Source organism: Clostridium sp. (assembly GCF_016650095.1).
Classification (GTDB): Bacteria; Bacillota; Clostridia; order Clostridiales; family Clostridiaceae; genus Clostridium_AD.
In genome coordinates, this window is sequence record NZ_JAENWL010000263.1 from 1 (window position 1) to 5,422 (window position 5,422).

The 5,422-nt window shown below is 30.9% G+C and carries 11 protein-coding genes; 10 read left to right on the top strand and 1 reads right to left on the bottom strand.

Going from position 1 to position 5,422, the window contains the following annotated elements:
- The 3 genes from JJE11_RS13915 to JJE11_RS13925 all read left to right on the top strand — a co-directional run.
- Positions 1-415: hypothetical protein (locus JJE11_RS13915; RefSeq protein ID WP_291636619.1), on the top strand; the 415-nt coding region annotated here is incomplete at its 5' end.
- Positions 403-624, top strand: a complete 222-nt coding sequence (locus JJE11_RS13920; protein ID WP_291636621.1) for a hypothetical protein — start codon at positions 403-405, stop codon at positions 622-624. The genes JJE11_RS13915 and JJE11_RS13920, both read left to right, overlap by 13 nt.
- Before the next feature lie 223 nt (positions 625-847).
- Entirely contained in the window at positions 848-985 is a 138-nt protein-coding gene (locus tag JJE11_RS13925) for a hypothetical protein (RefSeq protein ID WP_291636623.1), read from the top strand.
- Positions 986-1,221: 236 nt separating this feature from the next.
- Here the strand turns inward: JJE11_RS13925 and JJE11_RS13930 are convergent, their stop codons facing one another.
- A complete protein-coding gene (locus tag JJE11_RS13930; RefSeq protein WP_291636651.1) occupies positions 1,222-1,659 on the bottom strand; it encodes a helix-turn-helix transcriptional regulator in 438 nt (145 codons plus the stop codon).
- Positions 1,660-1,906: 247 nt separating this feature from the next.
- Between JJE11_RS13930 and JJE11_RS13935 the strand changes: the two genes are divergently transcribed.
- The 7 genes from JJE11_RS13935 to JJE11_RS13965 all read left to right on the top strand — a co-directional run bounded on the left by JJE11_RS13935 (position 1,907) and on the right by JJE11_RS13965 (position 5,274).
- Positions 1,907-2,089, top strand: coding sequence for a helix-turn-helix transcriptional regulator (locus tag JJE11_RS13935; protein WP_291636653.1), 183 nt, complete (start codon positions 1,907-1,909; stop codon positions 2,087-2,089).
- Between the two features lie 12 nt (positions 2,090-2,101).
- Positions 2,102-2,269, top strand: a complete 168-nt coding sequence (locus JJE11_RS13940; protein WP_291636655.1) for a hypothetical protein — start codon at positions 2,102-2,104, stop codon at positions 2,267-2,269.
- Positions 2,270-2,408: 139 nt separating this feature from the next.
- A complete protein-coding gene (locus JJE11_RS13945; RefSeq protein ID WP_291636657.1) occupies positions 2,409-2,939 on the top strand; it encodes a host-nuclease inhibitor Gam family protein in 531 nt (176 codons plus the stop codon).
- A 17-nt stretch (positions 2,940-2,956) separates the two neighbouring features.
- A complete protein-coding gene (locus tag JJE11_RS13950) occupies positions 2,957-3,646 on the top strand; it encodes an ERF family protein (protein WP_291636658.1) in 690 nt (229 codons plus the stop codon).
- 1 nt (position 3,647) lies between these two features.
- On the top strand, positions 3,648-3,935 hold the full coding sequence (locus JJE11_RS13955; RefSeq protein WP_291636660.1) for a hypothetical protein: 288 nt from the start codon (positions 3,648-3,650) through the stop codon (positions 3,933-3,935).
- Positions 3,936-4,152: 217 nt separating this feature from the next.
- Entirely contained in the window at positions 4,153-4,920 is a 768-nt protein-coding gene (locus JJE11_RS13960; protein ID WP_291636662.1) for a sigma-70 family RNA polymerase sigma factor, read from the top strand.
- Positions 4,921-4,971: 51 nt separating this feature from the next.
- Complete coding sequence (locus JJE11_RS13965; RefSeq protein WP_291636664.1) at positions 4,972-5,274, top strand: hypothetical protein; 303 nt, start codon at positions 4,972-4,974, stop codon at positions 5,272-5,274.
- The last annotated feature ends 148 nt before the right edge of the window (positions 5,275-5,422 follow it).

Sequence of the window (5,422 nt, forward strand, 5' to 3'; positions counted from 1 at the left end):
GTGTCACAATCTTGCTAGTGCTTACAGTACACATATAATTTTAGTGTTACATCCTAATAAAACATTAAAAAAAGGTGATGACATGGATTTTGAACAGATAAGCGGAACCTCTGACATAGCGAATAAAGCTGATAATATAATAAGTGTTGTTCGTGAATATGATGAAGCAGAAAGAAGCCAAGGTATACATGGGAAAATATGTGTATTAAAAAATAGATATTATTCCGATTTACCAAATGTTAATGTAAACTTTGAAAAGGCAACAGGCTTATTACTGGGGATAAATGAAAAAACAAATAAAGCTGAAACTTATAAATTCAAGTGGAAAGAATATCTTAATGCTAAGAAAAAAATGATTTTAAATCCTACTTATACAAATAATGTAGAGGAGGTCGAGGGTGAATGTCCCTTTTAAAAATGAAACAAGATTATAATATTCTCATTCAGAGAGAACAGAAAGCGGAAAAGTATTTAGAAAATAATAGTATTGCACAGGCGACTAGGGATAAGTGGTTGCCGGCTTTTAATGAATTGACTATAGACCTAAGTATGCTTTTACAACAATATAAGGCTTATACTGGCGAAGAAATGCCGATACACAATGTTTTAAATGGTTTTAAATGATAGATAAACTGCAAAGTATGTATTTTAATAAAAACAATGAAGCATTAAGAATATTGATATTTGTTTTAATGAAGCTTAACGGGCTATTAGAACAACACAAACATTAAACAATACAATTACATTACCCTCATACTAAAAGCTTGTTAGGGATGGCGTGGGAGTGGTTAAAATATGATATATGTCGTGGTTTGATTAAAATGTGGCATTGAAAGGAGGAATTAAGATGACGGAGAATAAAATTCCAAAAGATATAGAATTGGCTCTAATCGAAGGTTATAAGGATGTAGAAGCACAAAAACGACGAATAGAATTTGCTAACATTGAAGATGTTGGATCAGAAATACCAAAGCCAACAGCTTAAAATTATATAAAGCTAAAGCACTTGCAAATTTAATTGTAAGTGCTTTTATGTATTATCTAACATAAACCTTTACATTGTCTATTTCTACATAAATAATATCCTTTATATCCTCTTTAGTAATTATGCCGTTAGCCATTTTTGTATCCCCCTTATAAATTTTACTTACTTATATTATAGCATTTATAAAGGGAAATAAAGGTAAGATTTACAAAGAAAATAACCACAAATTAATGCGGTTATTCGACAGGTTTTTTAATTGTATTAAAGTCTATTCCCAGTTCTTGGAGTTCTTTTACAAGTTTGACAACATCTTTGAGTGGCATATCTGCTAGTTTGGAATCTTTATCTACGGCTATTTTTACAGAATGTTTTGTATTATTATCATCATATATACTGGTTTGAAGTATTTTGGCGTTCCTTTCATCAGTAATTCCAAGTAAATAATCAGAGGTAACATCAAAATAATTTGCAATGTTTGCTAGTACATTCAATGAAGGAATTCTAAAGGCCCGTTCATAATTTGATATACTACCATATGTTATTTCAATTTCATACTTTTGCTGCAAAGCTGTTGCAAGTTCTTTCAAGGTCATTTTTTTATCTATGCGTAACATCTTTAAACGCTTAGCAAAAACCTTTCTAAATTCTAAATCCTTTTCGTTGATATTATCCATTTTTCATATACCCCCACGACACATTTATAAATTATTCTACTATTAGTATAATCTAAATGAACAAAAACGATACACTTATTTATTGTTTTAATAATAAATTAACTGTGAGTTCCCCTAATGAGAACAATAATTCAACGAAACGTAAAATATATTTTTAAAAACACTTGTAATTCTCCTTTACGTGGAATATAATATAATTATACCGAATAAGATAAAACATACCAATTAATCCAAAGGAGGGCAGAACATGAAAAGAGAGGAATTGAGAATGGCAAGATTAGGAAAACATTTATCACAATCAGAAACTGCAACTTACATAGGAGTTAAACAAAGCTTCTATTCAAAACTAGAAAACGGAAACGCAAATCCAAGTCTTGAGCAAAGCAAACTTTTAATAAAACTTTTAAAAATCAATTTAAAAATGTTATAGGAGGTATTATCAATGGACAAAGAATTAAATGCAAAATTTAAAGAATTAAAAGAAGCATCTAAATCGTTGGTAGAATTTTTAAATAAATATTATGATCCAATGACAAAAGCAATAGTTTCAGAAGGACACGTAGAAATTGTAAGAAATGAAATGGGAACACCGTTAAAAGTTAGAGATTAGGAGGTAGAAAATGTATACAGAATTACAAATTGATATGTTTAATAGCTGACGCAATCACCGCAATGGAGAATAAGACAATTACTCTTAAACAATTTGATAACAGAATTAAAAAATATAAGAAAATGAGGGAGGAACTTAAATGACACCATACGATATTGATTTAGCGGTAGAAAGAGAATTGAGAGGAATTACAGAACTACAAGCGGACGAGTTGATAACTTCTATAAAAGATTTTCAAACAGAAAAGGAAAGATTTCAAACTATAGCAAATGGGAAAATTGAAAACATCCAATCTACATTAGAAATTCAAACTAATCACATAGATAATGAAATACAGTTCGAAAAGGATCAGTTAAGGGCATTCTTCAATACAGTAAAATCAAAAGAAACTAAAACACAGAGAAGTTATGCAATGTTAAGTGGAAAGTTAATTTATAAAAAGGCTTCACAAAAAATAAAACATGATGCTGAAAAATTAGAAACTTACTTATCAAACAATGCGGATGAATATTTAAAAGAAGTAATAACTAATAAGATTGATTGGGCAGAGTTTAAAAAGAATTTGGTAATAGACAATGGCATGATAATAAACACACACACAGGGCAGATATTAGATGCGGTATGTGGCTTATCGTTAGAAGAAACTAAAGAAAGTTTTGATATTAAATAATTATAAGAGGTGACTAGATGGAAAATTTAAAATTATATGAGAAAATGTATTTAGTTATGAATGAATCGGAATCAATAGAAAAAAGTATGACAGTAGGTAGCGGAAATAACGCGTATAAAGCAGTTAGTGAAGCATCTATGTTAAACCTAATTAAACCATTATTCAAGAAACACAAGCTAATAGTATTTCCTATAGATGGAGACATAACCGAAAATGTAATGACTTGGGAGAAAACAGACAACTACAAAAATACGGTTAGTAACACTCTAAGGGCGGTTACACAATTAAAGGTTAAATATAAGATAGTAGATACTGAAAGCGGAGAAAGTGAAATATTAATAGGATTTGGAAATGGTTCAGATCCACAAGACAAAGGAGCTGGAAAAAGTTCAACTTACTCATTTAAAAATATGTTATCCAAAACATTCATGCTTTTCTCGGGAGAAGACACAGACAATACGCACAGTGACGATATAGGCAAAGATAAGCAACAAGGTAATGGAAATACGTCTACAACACCAACAACACCTATAGAGCATATTACAGATGCACAGGCGAAGAGAATGTTCGCAATATCTAAAGGAAAATCTGAATTAGTTAAAACTGTACTAATGGCACATAAATACACGGAAAGTAAACAAGTTTTAAAATCTGAATATGACAAGGTTTGTAAGGAAATAGAAAATTTAATTAAGGGGGACAAATAATATGAATTTTATAACTAGTCATATTGAACAGGAAAAGGTGGAAATAGAAGTAAGTGAATTAAGAAATGTTGGGGAAATCAAATATAGAACTTTAGAATTTGGGATTAATTCAAGTATAACATTATCACCAGCACAGGCGGAGGAGCTATTTAATAAATTGGATGCAAAGTTGCATAAGAAAACTTATACAGTATTAGAAGATGAGTGCCTAACAATGGAATCTGATTTAGCGGTTGCAAATGAAATAATAGAAGATTTAGAAGATAAACTTCAAGAAAACTTTAAATAAAAAATACCCTTCGATAAAAGGGCACTAGATAATAAATATGGTAGGTAGCTAATCTATTGTGAGAATCGGCTACCTATCCTTAGTATAACACTAATGGGGGAAATTATGAGTAATAAAGATAGAAAAAGGTATATGGGGTTTTGTACAAGAAATAATGTTAAGGCTACTTTGAGAGGTATTTGGATGTGGTCGAGACTTTGCAATAGGGGGCTATAAGATGGGGGAATTGTTAACGTTGGAAAAGGAAAGGGAATTAGTCGCAAAGGCACAGGCTGGGGACAGGGTGGCCATGAATGACATCTTAGAAGCAAATGGCGGGTTAATAAAGATAATAGCAATCAAGTTAACTAGCGAAACGGTTGAAGTGGATGATCTTATGCAAGTGGGATACATGGGATTAATGAGGGCGGTGATTAAATTTGAATTCGATAAAAAAACAAAACTAGGGACTTATGCTTATAAATTTATACAAGAATACATGGTAAGGCATATACAAAACTACAGTAGGGCCATAAGAGTTCCAGTTCCAGCATTCCGAGAAAATTACGCAATATTAAGGGAATGTAAAGCATTAGAACAAGATTTAGAAAGGGTTGCAACAACGGAGGAACTAGCAGAATATACGGGAAAGAGTAAAAAACAAATAGATAAGTTTAAAAGGACTATGCTCAATGTTTGTAGTTTGGATGTGAATTTAAATGAAAATGGAACAGGCGAAGACATGGTGAACAAAATTAGGGATGATACAGATGTAGCTGAAAATCTTGTAAATTCTTTACACAATAAAGATATGCTAACTTTTATAAAAGGTACACTGAATGAAAATGAATATACTGTATTGATGTCTAGGATGTATGGTAAAACATATGATGAAATAGCGGTAACGATTGATCTAACAAAGCAGAGGGCGCACGCAATTTATATTAATGGCATTAGTAAATTAAGAAAGAACAGTAAAATTAAAATGTTCAATGTTGCATACTAACAATCGGACGTCACAATATGAGAATATGGCGACATTGAAAGGAGATATTTAATGAGAAAATGTAATGGTGGAGGTTGTTCTTATCAAACAGATAATAGATGTTGCATTGACTGTGAAGATAGCAGTTGTGAGGCTATATGCAATATATTAAAATATACAAAACCTTTTGATTGTGAAGAGTTATCTCGGAATAATATTGTTGAACAAGATAAAAAAGAAATAGCAGAGGTTGAAAAGGCAATGGGAAAAGCATATAAGGGTTATCCGTTAGTTGGTGACTATGAAGTAAACCCAGAGATATTTGATTCTAAAATACGAAAACTCGTAAGATATAGTATTGAAGATGAAGATTAGTCGCAGTTCAAAAATAGGCAACATGATTAAAGTACGACGGAAGGAGATTTAATGAATAAATTAGTAAAATATATTTCTAAAATGAGAAATAAAAAATTTAATAATGGTTTAGAAGAAGCACAAAATAGAGCGAACAAGTTGCATAACA

Excerpts from the sequence above, each read along its gene's own strand:
- JJE11_RS13920 (WP_291636621.1), top strand. The coding sequence starts at position 403 with ATGTCCCTTTTAAAAATGAAACAAGATTATAATATTCTCATTCAGAGA.
- JJE11_RS13925 (WP_291636623.1), top strand. The coding sequence starts at position 848 with ATGACGGAGAATAAAATTCCAAAAGATATAGAATTGGCTCTAATCGAA.
- JJE11_RS13930 (WP_291636651.1), bottom strand. The coding sequence starts at position 1,659 with ATGGATAATATCAACGAAAAGGATTTAGAATTTAGAAAGGTTTTTGCT.
- JJE11_RS13935 (WP_291636653.1), top strand. The coding sequence starts at position 1,907 with ATGAAAAGAGAGGAATTGAGAATGGCAAGATTAGGAAAACATTTATCA.
- JJE11_RS13940 (WP_291636655.1), top strand. The coding sequence starts at position 2,102 with ATGGACAAAGAATTAAATGCAAAATTTAAAGAATTAAAAGAAGCATCT.
- JJE11_RS13945 (WP_291636657.1), top strand. The coding sequence starts at position 2,409 with ATGACACCATACGATATTGATTTAGCGGTAGAAAGAGAATTGAGAGGA.
- JJE11_RS13950 (WP_291636658.1), top strand. The coding sequence starts at position 2,957 with ATGGAAAATTTAAAATTATATGAGAAAATGTATTTAGTTATGAATGAA.
- JJE11_RS13955 (WP_291636660.1), top strand. The coding sequence starts at position 3,648 with ATGAATTTTATAACTAGTCATATTGAACAGGAAAAGGTGGAAATAGAA.
- JJE11_RS13960 (WP_291636662.1), top strand. The coding sequence starts at position 4,153 with ATGGGGGAATTGTTAACGTTGGAAAAGGAAAGGGAATTAGTCGCAAAG.
- JJE11_RS13965 (WP_291636664.1), top strand. The coding sequence starts at position 4,972 with ATGAGAAAATGTAATGGTGGAGGTTGTTCTTATCAAACAGATAATAGA.